Genomic DNA, 18870 nt, shown 5'->3' with positions numbered 1-18870 from the left:
GCGGCTGTCTAACAGTCTAGTTTAGCTCGGCTATGTTTCGTCCCGCAGGTTCTCTGGATCAAATACTATCGATACGCTGTCCGCTCGGATTGGAGACCGTCTTCAGCTTCGTTAGAGTTGAGATCCAGTGAGCGTATAGAGTCGTTGTAGATGCGCATGTAATCCTCAGCGACGCTTGATATGCTATAGCGTTCGCCAAGTTTTTTTGCGCTTTTTGCGTACTTCTGGCGCAAGGTATCCGACATCATGTCTTCCATCGCTGTTTCCAACAATTGGATGAAATGGTCGGTATCGCGCACTGGATCTATGATGAGGCCGCATGGAGGATGTCCATGAGGAGCCACCATGTGTTCTATCTCTCCCACCCGCGTGGATATGACCGGAGTGCCGGTCTGCATGGCCTGGATTATGCACAGAGGGAACGACTCGCCTCCGAAGCGGCTTGGGACGAGAGCCACATCACTGATCCGATAAAGTCCAGGAATTCTCGACTGGTAGCCGAGAAAGGTGATACCTGGTTCGGAGCCGTAGGTGCGTTGGTGATTGGCGGCTTGCTCGCCATCGCCGCACAGTAGCAGGTGTAGCTGCCGCTCGGGATGACGGTCCCGAAGTTTGATGAAAGCAGAAATCGACGCCCTCCAGCCTTTACGCAGTATTCCCCTCGCTACGAGGGTAAATACGACGGCATCGTCGGCTATCCCCATTTCCCTGCGAGTCTGCGGAAAAGGCATGTCGTCACGAGGCATGCCGTTGCCAAGTTTAGTCAGCTTGGTTTCAGGAATGGACACCGCTCTGAAGGGCTCCAGGTTACGATCCGCCGTGTACACCCAATGCGTCACGTCCTTGGCGAAGCGTTTCAGAAAGTCGACGCTCAGATCCGCGCTCTCATATGATCCATGCAGGCTCACGACGTAAGGAATGCTGGCCGTAAATTTCATATGCTCAAAGAAGAATATTTCGAGAAGCGCCATATGTGAGTGGATCAGCGAAACTCCTGCCTCTGCCACGAAGCGATCTGCACCGGCCTCCACTACCTGATCCGCATCATAAACTGCGATGGCGGGATTGAGTGACTCCATCATGTGCTGATTGATGTTGCTCATGTCCAGCGCGAGCATGGAAACAAGATGGCCTTGGGCGTGCAATTCATTCGCGAGATTGATTGGGAATAGCTCCCCGCCACCGGTATGAAAGCCTAGAAATGCCAACATGATGTGTGGGCGCTGGCGCTTGACCTTCAGGAGCGCGTGCCTGTCGACATGCAAGCTCAATGGGCCGAGCTTTTGCTCAAGTTCGAAGTGCTTGTATTGAAACTCCACCTTTGACACGAAGCGCTCGACGGTCTCGTCGGGCACATCCCATGTCTTGCGGAGTAGCAGCATCAGTCGATGATGCTCTGTATAGTAGTGTGCGCTCTTAAATGCACTGACCGAGGTGTTCCGCCCGTGCTGTCGAAAATACGCTACTGAGTTAGGTTCATAGGCGACGTTCCCACCGCCGGCCAAATGACAGTACAGAAACCAGTCGCCGAGCACCGAGAATGACTCTGCTTCCGCCCAGACTGCGGCCGGCAAGATCTGACGACGCCAGAGGCATCCGCCAACATTGGCTATCAAATTATTGACGCCGAACCCGTGGGTAAACCACTCGGATGCCGGCCGGACCATCGACTCATTCCAGATGCCAGCCTCGGCACCCTCGCGGTACTGATCAAGGCCGGCCCGCGGCCTTCCGTTTTGATCGCAGAACTGAATGCGACCGAAGGCCAAGTTAACGCTGCGATCACGAAGATGTGGAATCAAACGCTCGACAAAGTCGGGTTCACAGAAGTCATCGCTTTCGCAGATCCAAATGATGTCGCCTTCGCTTTGTTCGATGCCCTTGCGCCATTGGCGAAAGACGTTGCCAGAATTCTGCACATTGAAAAGCGATCGCACGCGACCGGGGTAGAGGTCGCAGTATCGCTGGATGATTTCGCGACTTTTGTCCTGTGAACAGTCGTCGAGAATGAAGATGTCTATGTTTTCGTAAGTCTGTGAGAGTATCGATTCCAACCGCTGCTCAAGAAAACGAGCATGGTTGTAGTTGGGAATTATGGCTGTGACCTTAGGTCGAATTCCGCTTCGCCCCAAGCGCCGTTTGTAGGACAGAGCCGTCCGCTTTTCCGCTTGGCCATGCAAGACGTAATGGATGAACGGATTGATCCCTGCCCGCGCTATATCGGGATAGCGTTGAAGGTAATATGAGACTGAGAAGTCGGCTGAAGGATCGCGGTGCTCTTTCCAACCATGGGCAAGAAAATGCGAGAGCGCATCTACGCCTGACGCTGCAATGTCGGGGTTGTTTCGAAGGTAGAATTCCCGGTCGAACGCACTCTGGATACGGGAAACAGACTGGGCCTCGAGCGTCTCGGTCAGTTCGGAGAAGCTGGTCGGGTTGGAGAGCTTACCTTCGCTGATCAACCTCGGCAGTCGCCTGACGCCCCTCGCGATAGTCGCGGGAGTCAATCGTCTTTCTCGGATGAGATGAAGCGCGCCGGTTGCCACTGAGCGGAACTCAGCGGTTTTCTTCTTAAGCGCGCGTATTGGACGGGTCATGCGCCATGATGTGCTAACGTAAATAGCTTGGAGGATGTCACGTACCTGTTGCTCTTCGAAGCGGGCTATATCACGTGCCTGCGATAACGCCCTGACCTGATCTTGAAGCTCGACGTTCTCCCTCGTGATCTGCGCGTTCACCTTGTCGTTGTCAGCTGTTAGCCGCTGGAGAAATTCGCGCTCCTGGTTGATTCGGGTTTCAAGTTCGGTCACCGTGCCTCTGAGTTCTTGAAGTTCCCTCAAAAGTCCAGCTTCACGTGTTGCCATTACGGCGGCCCGGTTCAGGTCCGATTGGCGGCACAATTCCTCGAGCGAAGCAATACGGGCGTCGTTACCCTCGATTTTTCTGGCCAACGCTTCCATCTCGTCTTGGCGTTTTGCCGCAAGCCGCTCCAAATGCTCGCGGTTGAGCGTCTCGCGCTGCTGGCGTACTGCCATCTCCTCGAAAAGTGCATCGGCGAACACAGGTGCGCCAGCATCCAGTGCCGCTTTGGCGCGATCAAGCACTACAAGCGCCGACTCGACCGACTCTGGATGGGGGAGAGCAAGGAGCGACTGATAGGTCTCCCTGACCGCACCGCCGACAAGCGACTTGGGGATGAAATCTGCGGGCAAAGCGGCGTGATGCTGAAGACTCCGGCGCAAGTGCTGATCGATCAATTCTGAGGCGTGATCGCCAACGGGCCAGTTGATGCCGAGTGCGGTCGCGATCTCGTTTACCACCGACGACCAGTCATCCATCAGTTGCTCGTAGCTGACCAACACCCGGTCCTTGCTGCGCGTCGAAGTTTCGGCGTCCAATACGTGCCGCAGCCAAACCAGCGCCCCATAATTCGCGCAGATCTGATCGCGGCGATCGAGAGATGCCAGCACCGAGAGGGGATTACGATGAATGAGCACAAATCGGGTGGCCACACCCATCTCGGCCAGGATCGATTCATAAAATGGTGCGAATCGGCAGATTCGCGGATCCTTGATCACGAATAGCGACGCATCTCCGAACTCGGCTGCAATCGCTTCTTTGATAGCGCTTTTGTAATGCTCGAGCTTCGCTGCGTCTAGAGTTGCAGGGTCGAGGGCGCGCCAATCATCCCAACGACTCGAGAACTCCGTCAGCATGCTGTCATTGATCTGCACCAGCCGCGCAGGCTCCCAGTGACCCGCCTCATTAGTCGGCGTAGCGTTGATCAGGTGGTGAGGTAGGGCGGCTCCCAAAAGACTCAATACGCGCGTGATTGCACTCGTCCCAGAGCGGTGCATGCCCAAAACGAGGATGCAAACACGCTTCGGTGGGGCCAAGGGGACCATGAACTATCTCCGCATCATCGAACGCTGCTCCAACAATGCCTTCCCCAAACGGCACCCGGCGCATCGTCCATTCGATATGTTCTTTAGACTGCCTATGCTAGCCGAATATCTTCTCATCCGCCCCGGAACGCGAAAATCTTGTAAAGGATTCTGTGCATCGGCCAAGGCGGAATGGCGCGCGTCAATAAGATCGTTTTTGCCGCGTCATTTTCCGGAAGATACTGGGAAATCTAAAGCTTAGCTACCTTTCCGGCACGCTTGACCGGCTCCGTCGTCAGCGATTCTATCCGACCGCTCTTGAGCGTCAGTTTCTTCGTACACACACTTTGTATGAGTGCCTCGCTGTGGCTGGCCAATACGATGATGCCGGCCTTTTCCGCCAGTTCGTCCATGCGCCTTTTGGCCTTCTCCTGGAAAGAGGCGTCGCCGGCGCCGATCCACTCATCCATCAAGAGAATCTCGGGATCAAGCGCGGTCGCCGCCGAAAAGGCCAGTCTTGCGGCCATACCCTGGCTGTAGGCCTTGAACGGCAGGTCGATGAAATCTCCGAGCTCACTGAAGGCGATAATGTCTTCCATCTTCTCTTCGATCTCGGTTTCCGTCCATCCGCTGATCAACCCGCGCAGCACGATATTCCGGCGCCCGGTAGCCTCCCGTCGAAAGCCTATGTTGATGTTGAAGAGAGCATCGACCTTGCCTTCGATCGCTACGCTTCCCCCAGAGGGTTCGTAGATTCCATAGAGCACCTTGAGAAGCGTGGTTTTGCCCGCTCCGTTCGGGCCGACAAGGCCTAACCGGTCGCCCGCCCTGAGTTCGAAGCTGACACCATCGAGCGCCTGCACGAACTGTTTTCTGCCCGAGCCCTCGATTCTACCGCCAGGCCCACCCACGCGCCGGTCCGGCGCGGACAGGGTCAGCTTGTCGTGCAGCTTGTAAACAAGGCTGACATTGTCCAGCTTGATAGAAACCATGGAAAAACTCAGATCAGGAAGACGACTTGTTTGCGATATCGGCCGAGCAGCAGCAATGCTATCGCCCAGGTAACCAAGGATGCCATGATGGTTACAGTGAAAGCATGGGCTGGAAATTCTCCGTTTGTGATCGGCAGACGGACAATTTCCAGGAAGTAAGTGAAGGGGTTCCATTCGTAGGCATATTTCTGGACAGGGTCTTGGCCCTTGTTCATCCAAAAGACGGGCGTGAAGAACATGCCGACGCGTAGCAGGTTGCCAACGATGAACTGGCTGTCAGGGAAGAAGGCTCCAAGAAACGCGAAGACAGTGATGAGAGGGGGAGTGGCGAACAAGATCAGGAATAATCCTGCCAGTGACCACAGCCATGGCATGCCGACAGGGGAGCCGCTGAATATGAGAATGACAACGCAACCTACGATCGCATAGCCCGCCCTGATGATGGACTGCAAAGCCAATCGCATCACATACACAAACAAAGGCAGCGTCGTACCTTCGATGAAGCTCTCTTCGCGTTGGAAGAGCGCCACGCTCATGGACATCACTTCCATCAGGTAGAACCACACCAGAAGGCCGATCGCGACATAGGCGGCATAACCAGCCGCACCCTTGCCTGCGGGCTGGAACACGAAGACGAACGTTCCCACAAAGGCAACGTAGTTGACCAGAAGCCAAAGCGGCCCGAGCGTCGTGCGCCTGTGCTGATCACCAATATCCTCATGGGCAAGCGCGACCCAGACCCGGTGTAATTTCATGGCTTTTGAAATGTCGTCAAAAGCGCCGTTTAGTGCCGCAATCATAGCTGGGAGTGTCGCAATCTGTTGTTTTGGCGCATTATCCTTCGCTGGCCATAGCGAACCACCAAGCCCTCCTCTAATAGTCATTTCGATGGGCATATGGCAACGCATTGCGTCGTAATGAGGTCTGGAGAAGAGTCAACTGCGGCAAAACTGGACACGTGCTGATGACGTGCGGTCGTCTGTAAGCAATGTCTAATGCCGGGTTCGCAGCAATTTTGCGCGACTGGGCTTCGTGCTTTCCGTTGACCACTCGCTCTCCCCCAAAAAAACATCTGGCTATGCCTCGCAGCCCGCAGTATGCGATACAGCAGGCGGGGGCCGGAGATGCTACTTGGAAGTGTGACAGTCACGAATGATTCTCGTGCTCACACTTTGCTGGTGGTCTCGCCGACAGCCCGGAGTTTAGTACTGCCTAATGAATACTTCCCTGGAAGCTGTGTTCGGACTCAGGCCCGGGATGCGGCGCGCCTTCATCATGGTCCAGGACGTGGTCATGGTCCTGGTCGCCGTCGCGCTCAGCCTTGTCCTGTCGCGGTCGGATCTTTCGTTCGGGGCGCTCTCCACGGAGGGCCTTGTCACCTGGGCAAGCATCGTTTTCATCAGCCATCTTCTGTTCAGATATTGCGGCCTCTACACCACGGTCTGGCGCTTTGCCTCGACGCCCGATTTCTTCAACATCCTGAAGAGCTGCGCGATCCTGACACTCGTGCTCTACGCCGTTTCGCTGGTCTTGCGCTCCTTCCAGCCTGTCGCGGGCCTCAACGAGCGCCAGTTCATCGTCTTCCTGCTCGTCTCCTTCACCATCATCTCGGCGCCCCGGCTGTTCTACCGCTTCCTGCGTGACGGCGCGAGCTGGGGTATTTTGAACGGCAAGGCCGACACGGCGCGGACCAAGCAGGCCCTGTTCGTCGGGCGGCTCGGCGAGGCCGACCTGATCATTCGTTTCACGCGCACGGCGCAGCCCGCCGACCATTCCATCGCCGGCATCATGGCGACCGAGCGCGGCGCACCGCTCGGCACGCGCATTCACGGGGTTCCCGTGGTAGCGACCCGGCCGCGGCTGATCGATGTCCTGGAGGATTATGCGACCGGCAGCAAGAGCCTCGACCTGCTGATCTTCGGCAGCGGCGCCGAGCATGAGATCGAGGAATATTCCGAGCTGGTCCGCATCGCGCGTCACGGCGACATCGGGGTCGTGCAGTTCTCGGGGCTTTCGCAACTGGGCCAGGAGGGAAAGCTCGTTCTCGATGCCGTCGAGATGGAAACGATCCTGCGGCGGCCGACGGTGCCTTCCGACATCGAGCGCATCGGCGCCTTCGTCGGCGGCAAGCGCGTACTGGTCACGGGAGGCGCCGGCTCCATCGGGCGAACGCTGGTCAAGCGGTCGCTGGAGCTGGGGGCCGAGGCCGTGCTGGTCGCCGACAATTCCGAATTCGGCATCTTCCAGTTGAGCCAGTATGTCGACGACAAGGACCATGACCGCCTCAAGGTCCGCATCGTCGATGTCGCCGACAGGCGCCAGATGACGCGCGTCGTCACGGAGTTCAAACCCGACATCATCTTCCATGCCGCGGCGTTGAAGCATGTTCCGCTGCTGGAGGAGAACTGGGAATCGGCCATCCAGACCAACGTCTTCGGCACGCTTGTCTGCGCCGAGGTCGCCGCCAAATGCGGCGTGGCGCAATTCGTCATGGTCTCGAGCGACAAGGCCGTCGATCCGACATCCGTGCTCGGCATGACCAAGCGGGCAGCCGAACAGATCGTCAGCGCCTTGCATGGAACACCGGCCGGCGAACCGGGTGGGCGCCGCTCCGCCACCAAGTTCATCGCTGTGCGCTTCGGCAATGTCTTCGGCAGCAATGGCTCGGTGGCGACCATATTCCAGGCCCAGATCGAGGCCGGTGGGCCGGTCACCATAACCGACCGGCGCATGACGCGCTATTTCATGACTGTCGCCGAGGCCGTCGATCTCGTCATCATGTCGGCGGCCGATGCCGCGTCGCGGCCGGCCGACCAGGACTACGCCGTCTACATGCTCGACATGGGCAAGCCCGTGCCGATCGTCGAAGTAGCCGAAACGATGATCCGTATGGCGGGAAAGAGCCCCTATACGGACATTCCAATCCGCTTCACGGGTATCCGGCCGGGTGAAAAGCTCCACGAGACCCTGCACGGCGAAGACGAGGAATTGGTCGAGCTCAGCATTGCCAAGATTTTTGGCCTCAGCACCGATGTCGCGCAGTGGTCGGATGTCCAGGCAGCACTTGCAGCGCTGCAGCAATCCATGAAGAGCCAGGACAAGGCAGCCTCGCTCACCATCCTGGCCGATCTCGACCGCGCGACGAAGACAAGGGCGAACGCGCGGCACGACGCGGTGCCAAAGACGGCCGGGCAGGCGAGCTAAAGCAATTCCAGGAAAAGTGCACAGCGGTTTTCCGTCCGGAATTGCGTGAAAACAAGAGATGAGCAATCCAGGAAAAGTGTGTGTTCGTGGCTCGGAAAACCTCGCGCGGCAAGGCGTTTGACATCAGTGGGTAAGACAGATCTGCGCATTGCGGTCCTGATGGCCACGAAGGACGGCGCCGCCTTCATCGATGAGCAAATGCAGTCGCTGCTCGCGCAGTCCCATCCTGTGATCGACCTTTGGATATCCGACGATGGTTCCGTCGATGGCACGGTTGCCATCATCGAAGCCTGGAAGTCCCGCTGGGCAAAAGGTCGGGTCAATTTGGTGGAGGGGCCGCGGCAAGGCTTTGCCGCCAATTTCCGGTCGATGATCCTCGACCCGCGCATCGACGCGGATTTTTACGCCTTCAGCGATCAGGACGATGTCTGGGAGCCCGACAGGCTTGAAAGCGCCCTTGGCTGGATGCAGGCATTTGACGCGGCGGTCCCGCTGATGTTCTGCTCGCGCACCGCGACCATGACCGAAACCGGAAGCCTGGTCGGCCATTCGCCGCTGTTTAGCCGTCCGCCGTCGTTCCGCAATGCGCTCGTGCAGAGCATTGCCGGCGGCAACACCATCCTGCTCAACCACGCTGCACGCGATCTGTTGGCCAGGGCCTCCGTCCGGACCGGCTTCGTCAGCCACGATTGGTGGGCCTATCTGATTGTCACTGGCGCCGGCGGCGTCGTCCGCTACGATTCGCGGTCATTGGTACGCTATCGCCAGCATGCGGCAAATCTGGTCGGCGCCAATGCATCGTGGCAGGCACGGATCTCCCGGCTCGGTCGCCTGTTCAAGGGGCAGTTTGCAGACTGGACCGATCTCAACCTTGCCGGTCTCGCCGTCAATCGCGATCTCCTGACGAAGGATGCGTTGGCATGCCTCGATTTGTTCGCGAACGGTCGGCGAGGTGGCCTTTTCCAACGCCTGGGCGCGCTGCGCAAAAGCGGCGTCTATCGACAGACCCTTGCAGGGACCCTTGGGCTCTATCTCGCCTTTATCCTGGGCCGCATCTGAACACCGCGTGGTGTGCTTGGTCAGGAGGCGACCTCATGTTACGTCGACCGGATGACGGGCTTCGCTCGCAGTTGTCGCGCGAAGCCCTGGCAGGGAGCCCTATCGGCCACTCATGACGACAGCCAAGAAAATCTTCGATCTCGCCGGTGCGGCTGTTCTGCTGGTGGCAACCTCTCCCGTTCTATTGCTTGCCATTCTTGCCGTCCGCGCATCGTCGCCTGGTCCGGTGATTTTTTCCCAAACGCGAATTGGCCGCGAAGGTGCGCTTTTTCGCTGCCACAAATTAAGGACGATGTACCAGGGAACGCCATCCTTGCCCTCGCACGAAACCCCCGCGAGCGCCGTTACATCGGTCGGAAAGAGCTTGCGGAAATTCAAGCTCGACGAGTTGCCGCAGCTCTGGAATGTCCTGCGCGGCGAAATGAGCCTGGTCGGGCCGCGCCCCTGCCTGCCGACCCAGACGGAACTGATCGAATGCCGCAGGCGGCTGGGGGTTTTGCAGGCTCTCCCCGGAATGACAGGCTTGGCGCAGATCAGGGGCATCGACATGTCGAAACCTCAACTTCTAGCCGAAACCGATGCCACCTATCTCAGGACCGCGTCGTTCTGGCTCGACCTTCGGATCCTGTTTGGGACACTCTACCGCGGCTGAGCACGCCGGGCCCCAGAAGCAGAAACCAGTCTTTGAACTAGGGTCAAACAGGAAGCCGGAGCTTTCGGAGCCGCGCTATCTCGGTCAGCCGCTCCAGCGTGTTGGTTTCCGGCGCCCAGCCTTCCGAGGCAAGGAGCGAAGGGTCGCATATTTGTGTCGCGGTCAGGCTGTCCCAGAACGTCCGCTTGCCAAGCAGTATGGCCGCCGCCCGCATCGGTCCGGCCGGCATTGCCATCAGGCGCGTCGGTCTCCCGAAACCGTGGCGAAAGGCACCGATGATGGCAGCGACGGAAACCGGCGGCACGTCGCTGGCGGTATAGACCGGACGAAGCGGCTGCGAATGGCAAAGCAGATGCCACACCGCCCGTGCCGCGGATTGCGATGACAGCAGCGAGCGGTTTGCCGTCAGTGCGCCTGTCGGCATCGGCAGCGCCGTGTCGGCGAGCCGCATCAGCGTCGCCAGGTTTCCTTTCATGCCAATCCCGTAGACCGGAGGCAGCCGCAATATGGCGGCGTCGGTACGGCCATGCGAGGCATAGGCGCCCGATACGGCAATTTCTGCTTCGCGTTTCGAGCGCCCGTAGGCGTCTTGGGGGGCGGGGAGCGTGTCTTCGTCGATCTTTGCGCTGGCACGCGCGCCGATCACGGCCCGGATCGAGGAAAGATGGATGAACCGTCCGCTTGCCTGCGTGGCGGCGGCATGCGCCAGACGTGCGCTCAATTGTGCGTTGGCTGCCCGAAAATCGGCTTCGGTGGCATTGCCCTGGTCATTGTTCAGACCCGCGCAATGGACGATATCCGTAACATCCCTGGTCAGCGCCAGGAAAGCAGCGGCCGGTGCATCGAACTCCGGCATCGGCACGGCGTCTGACCCCGCATCAAGTCTCTCCGGCTGGCGGGAGGCGAGGCGAAGTTCGACACCGGCCTCACGAAGCCGATGGACCACCTGGCGGCCGATGAAGCCCGTCGCGCCGGTAACCAGGACTTTCATTGTCTTGCCCGGACCGGTTATTGGGCGGCTGGCGGAGATGCCAGGCCTTCCACGGATGGAACGACTTGGCCGTTCGCTGGTGACATCGCCTGGACTGCCACCCCTGGTGGAAGGACTTGCCCTTCCACCAACGCAGCCTGGCGCCCACTGGCAAGATATGTTCCCGACACCAGGAAGACCATAAAGACCGAGTCCAGAATGTCATGGCCGATCAGGATGCCCGTCATTCCAGCGGTCAGATAGGTGATCACGACGGCGACAATCATGGTAGCGCCGAACCGCTCGATCGGATCGGCGCTGTCGCGAAGGACCCGAGCGGCATTGCTGGCGGCAACGACAAAGATCGCCGCCAGCGTCACCGCACCCAGGATTCCCGCTTGCACCAAGGCGGTCAGGAAGCCGTTGTGGAAATGATTGAAACCTTCATCCATCCCGAACTGTTCCTGAAAGCCCTGCTTGATCAAAGCATGGGTGGCACCCACTCCATGTCCGAACAATGGCATCTCACGAAATGCCTTCAGGCCGATATCCCAAAGGGCGACGCGCGATCCCAAAGCTGTCGTGTGGTCACCATGAGCCGCCAGCGCATCCCAGTCGGAGTGCAGAAATTCGACACGCCCCGCTATCGTCTGGAACCCGAAAACCGCGATCATGGCCGCGATCGCGGCCAGCAGCAAAAGCACGCGGATGGCATTTCTACCTCTCAACTTCTGCTGGTTGATCAGCAGAACGGCGACACCGGCAATCAGCAGTGCCAGCCAGACAATGCGCGTACCGGAGTAGATGATGGCGATCGTTCCGCCGAGTGCAGCGCAGATGAGGGCGATCCTGTATTTCTCTATGCCGGACAGGGCAGCGGCCACGCAGGTCACCACCGCAAGGCAGAGGACCTCAGCGAACACGATCGCATTCCCGGCCCCGCCCTCGGCGCGCATACCAAGCCGATACTGTTGGTAGACCGCCAGCAGCAGCGCGCCAAAACAGGCCGCCATGCTGGCCAACACAATGATGCGGACGAGCGTTGTCTTTTGCGAAATGCTCCAGGTCGAATAGGAGATGGGAAAAAACAGAAAGGTGATCAGCGGGATAAGATGCCGGGCGTCCTTGACGATCGCGTGGTTGACGAGAGACGCCATGACATTGCTTGCGCAATAGGCATAGATCGCGATCGTCAGCGCCATCATCGCGCGGTCGACATTGAAGCGTCTTCTCTTCAAGGCGATCAACAGGACGGACCACAGGCCGCCGCCATTGAACACGAAGCTGACTACCGATCCCAGGACCGGGGGTGAAAAGAAGCAGAGAATGGAGAAGTAGATATTGATCCGCGAAGGCGTGAATTGCTGCCTTATGGATGAAAGCCGGTTCAATTTTCGGACCTGCTATTCCAGAGAAATTTTATGCGGCACGTCGTCGAATGTGCTCGCCTCGAAACTGCCCATGCTCCATCACGCACTTGCCCACTCTCGAAAAGCGTATAGCGGCTGGGCCGCTATTTCGATAGTGCGCCCGGATCGATTGCCGCCGAAATCCCCTAGTCGGGCCCAGTAGCCCTGCTGCATCGCTCCCACAGGCAATATTTTTCCTGCCTTTTCCCGGCTGGCGGCCCTTCAAGCAGAAATTTCCGAGTTTTGCCACAGGCGTGGAAAATTCATTCTCGAACAGACCGCTGCCGGGCTCGTCTTGCATTGTTCTGCGCCGCGGCGATCTGCTAGAACGCCCGCACGAAACACTTTGTCCAGAAGCGAAGCTTGAACCGGGCGCAAAGGGCTCGATGACGCAGGATTTCTGTTGCAAGGCATGAGAGAACACTCACGGTCCATGATACCAGCGCTTACGCATCTGCAGCGGCTTGAAGCCGAGTCCATCCACATATTCCGCGAGGTCGCGGCAGCCTTCGCCAAGCCGGTCATGCTCTATTCCGTCGGCAAGGACTCGTCGGTGCTGATGCATCTGGCGATGAAGGCGTTTTATCCGGCCAAGCCACCATTCCCCTTTCTTCACGTCGACACCACCTGGAAATTCCGCGAGATGATCGCATTTCGCGATCAGATGGCGCAGAAGCTGGGGTTCGACCTTCTGGTTCACGTCAACGAAGACGGCGTGCGCGACAACATCAATCCGTTCGATCACGGTTCGAACACCCACACCCATGTGATGAAGACCGTGGCGTTGCGCCAGGCGCTCGACAAATATGGCTTCGATGCGGCCTTTGGCGGCGCCCGTCGCGACGAGGAAAAGTCGCGCGCCAAGGAGCGCATCTTCTCTTTCCGCAATGCCCAGCATGTGTGGGATCCGAAGAACCAGCGGCCCGAAATGTGGAAGATTTTCAACACACGTGTCGCTCAGGGAGAATCGATCCGCGTCTTCCCCTTGTCGAACTGGACCGAACTCGACATCTGGCAGTACATTCTGCAGGAAAACATCCCGATTGTACCGCTCTATTTCGCCAAGCAGCGGCCGGTTGTCGAACGCGATGGCATGTTGATCCTCAAGGACGATGATCGCATGAAGCTGCTCCCCGGCGAGGTCGTGGAGGACCGGTTGGTGCGGTTCCGCACGCTTGGCTGCTATCCGCTGACCGGCGCCATCGAATCCGACGCCGACACACTCGAAGCCATTGTTGGCGAGATGCTGACGGCACGCACATCCGAACGGCAGGGTCGCCTGATCGACCGCGATGAAGCCGGTTCGATGGAAAAGAAGAAGCGCGAGGGGTATTTCTGACCATGCGCCACATCATGGCAAAGAGCCTCGCTCCCACGGACGGCGTCCGCGATTATCTGGCCGCGCAGGAGAAGAAGTCGCTGCTGCGCTTCCTCACCTGCGGTTCGGTGGATGATGGCAAGTCGACGTTGATCGGACGCCTGCTGTCCGACACCAAGCAGATTTTCGAGGACCAACTCGCCGCGCTCGAACGCGATTCGCGCAAGCACGGCACGACAGGCGACGACATCGACTTCGCGCTGCTCGTTGACGGCCTCGAGGCCGAGCGCGAGCAGGGCATCACCATCGACGTCGCCTACCGTTTCTTCGCCACGCCGAAGCGCAAGTTCATCGTCGCCGACACGCCCGGCCACGAACAATATACACGCAACATGGCGACCGGTGCCTCGACCGCCGATCTGGCGATCGTGCTGATCGATGCCCGGCAGGGTGTGCTGCGCCAGACCCGGCGGCATTCGATCATCGCCTCGCTGCTCGGCATCCGCCACATCGTGCTGGCGGTCAACAAGATCGATCTTGTAGATTTCGACCAGGCGGTCTTCGACAGGATCGTCGAGGACTACCGGCAGTTCTCGCGCGATCTCGGTTTCCAGACCATCACGCCGATTCCGATGTCGGCCCGCTACGGCGACAACGTCAGCACCCGCTCCGAAAACACGCATTGGTATTCCGGCCCGACGTTGATCGAGCACCTCGAGACCGTTTCGGTCGAAGAGACTACTGTCGAACTGCCGTTCCGCTTTCCGGTTCAGTACGTCAATCGCCCCAATCTCGATTTTCGCGGCTTCGCCGGCACCATCGCGTCCGGTACCGTTGCGCAAGGCGACGAGGTCGTCGTCGCAAAATCGGGCAAGTCCTCGCATGTCAAACGCATCGTCGCCTATGGCGGCGATCTCAAACAAGCGGTGGCCGGCCAGGCCATAACGCTCGTCCTTGACGACGAGGTCGAGGTTTCCAGGGGCAACATGCTGGTTTCGCCGGCCGCACGGCCACAGGTCGCCGACCAGTTCGCCGCCAACATCGTCTGGTTCGACGAGCATGCGCTGCTGCCGGGCCGGTCTTATATCCTGCGCACGGAGACCGATCAGACCAGCGCCACCGTCACCGACTTGAAATATCGCATCAATGTCAACGATTTTGCCCATGAGGCGGCCAAGTCGCTTGAAATGAACGAAGTCGGTATCTGCAACATTTCAACGCGGGCGCCGATCGCCTTCGATCCGTTTGGCGAGAACCGTACCACTGGCGCCTTTATCCTGATCGATCGCATCAGCAACGCCACGGTTGGCGCCGGCATGATCGTGCACTCGCTGCGCCGCGCCGAAAACATCCATTGGCAGTCGCTCGATGTCGGCAAGCGCGTGCGCGCCGACATGAAGAACCAGCGGCCCGCCGTGTTCTGGTTCACGGGGCTGTCGGGCTCCGGTAAGTCGACCATCGCCAACCTGTTCGAGAAGAAGCTGTTCGCCACCGGCCGCCATACCTATATCCTGGACGGCGACAATGTTCGTCACGGGCTCAACCGCGACCTCGGATTCACCGACGCCGATCGTGTCGAGAACATTCGCCGCGTCGCCGAAGTGGCCAAGCTGATGGCCGATGCCGGGCTGATCGTCATTGTTTCCTTCATTTCGCCGTTCAGCGCCGAGCGGCGCATGGCCCGGGAATTGATGGCCGATGGCGAGTTCATCGAGGTGTTTGTCGATACGCCTTTCGAGGAATGCGCCAGGCGTGATCCGAAGGGTCTTTATGCCCGCGCGCTGAATGGCGAGATCAAGAATTTCACCGGTGTCGATTCTCCTTACGAAGCACCGGAGAAACCGGAGATCCATCTGGAGACGCTCGGCAAGTCGGCTGAAGAGATGGTAGATGCCCTGGAACACTGGCTGAACGAGCGTGACATTGCCGAGGACCAATATGACAATGGCGGCGGCATCTGACGACAGTTCGATGCTTGAAATCTTCGAGCGGCTGGCCCTGGCCGCCGGAAGCGAGGTCATGCGTGTGTTCCACGCCGGCTGCGCGGTCGACCGCAAATCGGATTCCTCGCCGGTGACCGAGGCGGACCGCGAGAGCGAGAAGATCATTCTCGCCGGCCTGCGCACGGAATTCCCCGACATTCCCTGCGTGGCCGAGGAGGAAGCGGCGGCCGGCGTCATGCCGGGCGAACTTGGTGAGGTGTTCTTCCTCATTGATCCGCTGGACGGCACCAAGGAATTCGTCAACCGGCGCACCGACTTCACCGTCAACATCGCGCTTGTCCGCCATGGCGTGCCGGAAGTCGGCGTCGTCTTCGCGCCATGCAGCGGCCGCTTCTTTTCCGGTCTGCCGGGCAGGGCGGAAGCCCTCGAAGTCGATGGCGGCTACCGGATCGTTTCTCGCCGGCAGATTTCGGTGAGAACGGCCGTGACGCCGCTGGCCGTGGTTGCCAGCCGCTCGCACAACACACCGGAAACCGAAGCCTATATTCGCGACCTTGGTGCCGCCGAGATCGTCTCGGTCGGTTCGTCGCTGAAATTCTGCCTCCTCGCCAATGGCGAGGCGGATGTCTATCCGCGCTTCGGTCGCACCATGGAATGGGACACCGCGGCGGGTGACGCGGTGCTGCGCGCCGCCGGCGGCACGACGCGCACGCTGGACGGAAAGCCCTTGACCTATGGCAAGCGCAACCAGGCCGATGACGAGGACTTCGCCAATCCGCATTTCATCGCCAGCGGCAGAGTTGCAACCGGAGGACGTATCGAACGTTGAGGCGCCTCCGCCAATGACCTATCCTGTACCGGCGTTCCCTGAGTCGGTAGTTGAATGTTCTTTTTTCAGAAATGCCATGCCGTCATTTTGGGCGGATTTCCGGTATGGACCAGCAGTCGTGACGAAATAGTCCTTAGGATGTTGCTGGGCCTCTTCGCCCTCTCTCCCGCCCTTTTCGTCTTCATCGAAATGTCTCCGACGGCCCTGGCACTTGTCGCGGCTGTCATGGGCGCTCTTGCCCTTTTGACGAAGGGTGCACGCTTTGGCAGGGCAACGACAGTCCTCGCCGTCACTCTCGCTCTCTTGTCCGGCTTTGTCCTGTCCAGCGCCCTGTGGTCGGTCAACGCGAGCCGCTCTCTCATGGCGGCGAGGGACCTGTTTGGCTACTCGGTCGCCGCCATCCTGCTGTTTGAGTGCATTCTGGCGCTTCCGAGTGCCCAGCGCGACCGGCTCGCGCGGGTCTCATTGGTCGGCATACTGATTGGCCTGGTGTCGGTGATGGGTTGGGAACTGTATTTTGCGTTTTTGACCGAAGATCCAAGATTTGTGGGGAATGTTTTCACCCTCCACAAGATCACGGTCTACGGGGCTTTTTTTGCCGTCATATTTCTTGCCCAGCCGAGGCTGGTCTGGAAGGGGCTTGCGGCTCTCTTTGCCGTGCTGACATTGCTCTACGGCCAATCGACCGGCGTCAATCTGGCGATTGTCTTCGTAGCGGCGATTTTTGTCATGCCCGCGAAATACCGCCAACACGCCCTGGTCGGATTCTTCGCCGTCTATTTGTCTTTTGCCCTGATCGCCCCCTTCGTAGTCTCGCCGCTGTTCGCCTACCTCAAAACAACCGGATTGCTGGCTTTCTATCCAGGAACGTTCGCCGCGCGCCTTGATCTTTGGCAGATGATCTCGCCCCACATTGCGGACCAGCCGCTTCTCGGCCATGGCGCCAATACGACGAGAAACGCGGTCGGGATCGTGGCGAATCCCACATATTATGCGCAGGTGGATCTCCCAAGCGCACACAATATCGTATTCGATTTGTGGTATGAACTGGGAGCGCTGGGCATCATTGTGTATGGGGTGCTCCTGGGTGCGATCATAAGAATGATCGGCGGTTTGAGCGGCCCCTGCCATTTCATAGCCAGCAGCTACCTGATCATAGCTGTTGTCGAACTGTCGGTCGACCATCGGATCTGGTTGTCTTGGGTTCTGGGCACTTTGGTGTTCACAGGGGGCATCTGCATATTGCAGTGCCCTTCCGTGACCCGGACGGGAATGGAAGATCGGATCGCAAGACGCGCAGGGACTTTATCAAAATAACTGCGCGAAGCGCACGGCCTGCGCCTCGCCGCCCTGTGCCGACGAGGTGTCGGCCTTCTGGTATCCGACGCCTATTCGGCCGCGGCCTGCGCCGAGTTCGAGCCGATATAGTTGCGGATCGTTTCGATGATCCGGTCCTGGTCGGCCTCGCTGAGATAGGGATGCATCGGCAGGCACAGGATGCGTTTCGGCAGGTCCTCCGAGACGGCAAGGCCAGTCGGCGTGCGCGGGTAGTCGCGATAGGCGATCTGCTCATGCAGCGGCTTGACGTAATAGATGACAGACGGAATGCCCTTTTCGCTCAGATGCGCTTTAAGGCCGTCGCGTTTCGGCGTCTCGATCGCGTATTGCGCCCACGCCGAGCGGCTGCCGTCCAGGTTGCGCGCGGCGGTGACGATGTCGCCGAGGCCTTCAGCATAGCGCTGGGCTACCACCTGCCGCGCCACCATCTCTTCCTCGAGGATGGCGAGCTTCTCGATCAGGATCGCCGCCTGCAGCGTGTCGAGCCGTGAATTGATGCCGACGCGGATGTTGTCGTACTGCGTCGCGCCCTTGCCGTGGAAGGCGAAGGAACGCAGCGCGTCGGCCAGAGCGTCGTCATTGGTGAACATCGCGCCACCGTCGCCATAGCAGCCGAGCGGCTTGGCCGGATAGAAGCTGGTCGAGCCGACATGGCCGAACGCGCCACACATCCTGCCTTCGAGCGAGCCACCCATGGACTGGGCGGCATCTTCGATCACCAATAAGCCTTCGCGATTGGCGATAGCCATGATTGCCTCATAGTCGGCGGCAAGACCGAACAGGTCGACAGGGATGATCGCCTTCGGCTTCAGTCGGCCTTCCTTCTTGATGGCGGCGATCGCGGCCTCCAGGCTGGCGATGTCGATGTTGTAGGTTTTCGGATCAACGTCGACGAAAACCGGTTCGGCCTTGGCCAGCGCCACCACTTCCGCGGTGGCAGCGAAGGTGAAGCTCGGCACGAACACCGCGTCACCTGGGCCGATGCCGGCGGCGAATAGGGGCAAGAGCAGTGCGTCGGTGCCGTTGGCGCAGGCAACCACATGCTTGACGCCGACATAGGCGGCGAGCTTCTTCTCGAACTCGGCGACCTGGGGGCCAAGGATGTAGCGGCCATCCTCGACGACGTGGTCGATCGCGGCTTTCAGCCGGTCGCGGATTCGTTCGCGCTGCGCGCCAAGATCGATGAACTGCATGTCGGCCTCAATACCTGCCAATAACCGGCCCGCTGGTACCAGACTTGGCGCGGCTGAAAAAGCCGGCTGCGGACCGGGC

At 59.3% G+C, this 18870-nt stretch carries 13 protein-coding genes; 7 read left to right on the top strand and 6 right to left on the bottom strand.

Annotation, left to right across the window (positions count from 1 at the left end):
- Positions 1–65: 65 nt before the first annotated feature.
- The 3 genes from C7I87_RS09765 to C7I87_RS09755 all read right to left on the bottom strand — a co-directional run bounded on the left by C7I87_RS09765 (position 66) and on the right by C7I87_RS09755 (position 5772).
- Positions 66–3905 (bottom strand): glycosyltransferase, encoded by a 3840-nt coding sequence (locus C7I87_RS09765; RefSeq protein ID WP_149903996.1) that lies wholly within the window; start codon positions 3903–3905, stop codon positions 66–68.
- Positions 3906–4135: 230 nt separating this feature from the next.
- Positions 4136–4876 (bottom strand): ABC transporter ATP-binding protein, encoded by a 741-nt coding sequence (locus C7I87_RS09760; RefSeq protein WP_149903995.1) that lies wholly within the window; start codon positions 4874–4876, stop codon positions 4136–4138.
- An 8-nt stretch (positions 4877–4884) separates the two neighbouring features.
- A complete protein-coding gene (locus C7I87_RS09755) occupies positions 4885–5772 on the bottom strand; it encodes an ABC transporter permease (RefSeq protein WP_246696239.1) in 888 nt (295 codons plus the stop codon).
- 319 nt (positions 5773–6091) lie between these two features.
- Between C7I87_RS09755 and C7I87_RS09750 the strand changes: the two genes are divergently transcribed.
- From C7I87_RS09750 to C7I87_RS09740, 3 genes are all read left to right on the top strand, one after another.
- On the top strand, positions 6092–8080 hold the full coding sequence (locus C7I87_RS09750) for a UDP-N-acetylglucosamine 4,6-dehydratase (protein WP_188393790.1): 1989 nt from the start codon (positions 6092–6094) through the stop codon (positions 8078–8080).
- 126 nt (positions 8081–8206) lie between these two features.
- Positions 8207–9139 carry a glycosyltransferase family 2 protein gene (locus tag C7I87_RS09745; RefSeq protein ID WP_149903994.1) on the top strand — a complete coding sequence of 311 codons (933 nt, stop codon included), beginning with the start codon at positions 8207–8209 and terminating at the stop codon, positions 9137–9139.
- A 112-nt stretch (positions 9140–9251) separates the two neighbouring features.
- Positions 9252–9791 carry a sugar transferase gene (locus tag C7I87_RS09740; protein WP_149903993.1) on the top strand — a complete coding sequence of 180 codons (540 nt, stop codon included), beginning with the start codon at positions 9252–9254 and terminating at the stop codon, positions 9789–9791.
- 43 nt (positions 9792–9834) lie between these two features.
- Here C7I87_RS09740 and C7I87_RS09735 read toward each other — a convergent pair whose 3' ends face one another.
- A complete protein-coding gene (locus C7I87_RS09735; RefSeq protein WP_149903992.1) occupies positions 9835–10782 on the bottom strand; it encodes an NAD-dependent epimerase/dehydratase family protein in 948 nt (315 codons plus the stop codon).
- Positions 10783–10799: 17 nt separating this feature from the next.
- Positions 10800–12152: an O-antigen ligase family protein gene (locus C7I87_RS09730; protein WP_149903991.1), complete on the bottom strand. Its 1353-nt coding sequence runs from the start codon at positions 12150–12152 to the stop codon at positions 10800–10802.
- A gap of 451 nt (positions 12153–12603) precedes the next feature.
- On the opposite strand from C7I87_RS09730, the gene cysD reads away from it, so the two are divergent.
- The 4 genes from cysD to C7I87_RS09710 are packed head-to-tail and all read left to right on the top strand — an operon-like array spanning position 12604 to position 17577.
- Entirely contained in the window at positions 12604–13509 is a 906-nt protein-coding gene (cysD, locus tag C7I87_RS09725) for a sulfate adenylyltransferase subunit CysD (protein ID WP_149903990.1), read from the top strand.
- Positions 13510–13511: 2 nt separating this feature from the next.
- Positions 13512–15449: a sulfate adenylyltransferase subunit CysN gene (cysN, locus tag C7I87_RS09720; protein ID WP_188393789.1), complete on the top strand. Its 1938-nt coding sequence runs from the start codon at positions 13512–13514 to the stop codon at positions 15447–15449.
- Between the two features lie 10 nt (positions 15450–15459).
- Complete coding sequence (gene cysQ / locus C7I87_RS09715; RefSeq protein ID WP_188393798.1) at positions 15460–16260, top strand: 3'(2'),5'-bisphosphate nucleotidase CysQ; 801 nt, start codon at positions 15460–15462, stop codon at positions 16258–16260.
- Between the two features lie 54 nt (positions 16261–16314).
- Positions 16315–17577, top strand: coding sequence for an O-antigen ligase family protein (locus tag C7I87_RS09710; RefSeq protein ID WP_149903987.1), 1263 nt, complete (start codon positions 16315–16317; stop codon positions 17575–17577).
- Positions 17578–17648: 71 nt separating this feature from the next.
- Here the strand turns inward: C7I87_RS09710 and C7I87_RS09705 are convergent, their stop codons facing one another.
- Complete coding sequence (locus C7I87_RS09705; RefSeq protein ID WP_149903986.1) at positions 17649–18791, bottom strand: DegT/DnrJ/EryC1/StrS family aminotransferase; 1143 nt, start codon at positions 18789–18791, stop codon at positions 17649–17651.
- Between the last annotated feature and the right edge of the window lie 79 nt (positions 18792–18870).

This window comes from Mesorhizobium sp. SARCC-RB16n, from assembly GCF_008520305.1.
GTDB lineage: Bacteria > Pseudomonadota > Alphaproteobacteria > Rhizobiales > Rhizobiaceae > Mesorhizobium.
Note: the sequence above shows the minus strand (reverse complement) of the source record. Positions and strands in the feature narration are given on the sequence as shown.

Coding starts and splice junctions, on each gene's coding strand:
- C7I87_RS09760 (WP_149903995.1), bottom strand. CDS start 4,876: ATGGTTTCTATCAAGCTGGACAATGTCAGCCTTGTTTACAAGCTGCAC.
- C7I87_RS09750 (WP_188393790.1), top strand. CDS start 6,092: ATGAATACTTCCCTGGAAGCTGTGTTCGGACTCAGGCCCGGGATGCGG.
- C7I87_RS09705 (WP_149903986.1), bottom strand. CDS start 18,791: ATGCAGTTCATCGATCTTGGCGCGCAGCGCGAACGAATCCGCGACCGG.
- cysD (WP_149903990.1), top strand. CDS start 12,604: ATGATACCAGCGCTTACGCATCTGCAGCGGCTTGAAGCCGAGTCCATC.
- C7I87_RS09740 (WP_149903993.1), top strand. CDS start 9,252: ATGACGACAGCCAAGAAAATCTTCGATCTCGCCGGTGCGGCTGTTCTG.
- C7I87_RS09765 (WP_149903996.1), bottom strand. CDS start 3,905: ATGGTCCCCTTGGCCCCACCGAAGCGTGTTTGCATCCTCGTTTTGGGC.
- C7I87_RS09735 (WP_149903992.1), bottom strand. CDS start 10,782: ATGAAAGTCCTGGTTACCGGCGCGACGGGCTTCATCGGCCGCCAGGTG.
- C7I87_RS09755 (WP_246696239.1), bottom strand. CDS start 5,772: ATGCCCATCGAAATGACTATTAGAGGAGGGCTTGGTGGTTCGCTATGG.
- cysQ (WP_188393798.1), top strand. CDS start 15,460: ATGCTTGAAATCTTCGAGCGGCTGGCCCTGGCCGCCGGAAGCGAGGTC.
- cysN (WP_188393789.1), top strand. CDS start 13,512: ATGCGCCACATCATGGCAAAGAGCCTCGCTCCCACGGACGGCGTCCGC.
- C7I87_RS09710 (WP_149903987.1), top strand. CDS start 16,315: ATGTTCTTTTTTCAGAAATGCCATGCCGTCATTTTGGGCGGATTTCCG.